At 65.0% G+C, this 612-nt stretch carries 1 protein-coding gene; it reads right to left on the bottom strand.

All coding sequences use genetic code 11. The annotated features are described in order from the left end of the window. Positions 1-161: 161 nt before the first annotated feature. Positions 162-443, bottom strand: a complete 282-nt coding sequence (locus EJC49_RS25350) for a hypothetical protein (RefSeq protein ID WP_126702700.1) — start codon at positions 441-443, stop codon at positions 162-164. Positions 444-612: the final 169 nt, after the last annotated feature.

Below are 612 nucleotides of genomic sequence, written 5' to 3'. Positions count from 1 at the left end.
TCCCGCTTCGAAGAAGCGGGGGCGACCGGAGGGCCGGGCCGGTTTGGGCCAAATTCGTCGGTGTTCGTCTCCGCCGGGCCACCAGCCCGACGATCGACGAAGACCTCGACTTTGTCCCAAACCATCCCCGGCAGAATGAACCGTATTGGACGCGACACGCTTTAGCGACAGCCGGACGACAGGCTGCTTCCGTGGACGGAGGAGCTGCAGGACGGCCTCATGACCGGCACCTCGAGCCGCTCGGGGCGGTAGCGCACGGCGTCGCGATCCTGCTGGCGCTGAAGCCGCTGCAGCTGCTCGAAGGCCTGACGCTGGTCAATACTCTGTTGTATCTGCAGATCGACGAGCGGCGGCGTTCGCTGCGTCGATCCCGACGTTCCCACGATCGGGGGAGCGGTCACCGTCTGGGCGTGTCCGGCGGCGGGAAAGACCGCGAGGGCCATGGCAGCGAGGCAGATTCCACGAAGGGTGCGGGTCGGGGCGTCTCTCATCCCCATCATATAGGATCGCTGCGCGCCCGCGTCATGTCTTAAAGCGTGTCGCGCCCAACCCGATTCATTCTGTTTCTCGTTTGGCGAGGTGATCCACGAGAAGGATGGCGCGGGTCGATGT

The sequence above is a fragment of the Aquibium carbonis genome (assembly GCF_003970795.1).
Classification (GTDB): domain Bacteria; phylum Pseudomonadota; class Alphaproteobacteria; order Rhizobiales; family Rhizobiaceae; genus Aquibium; species Aquibium carbonis.
This window is presented reverse-complemented; position numbering and strand designations above follow the sequence as displayed.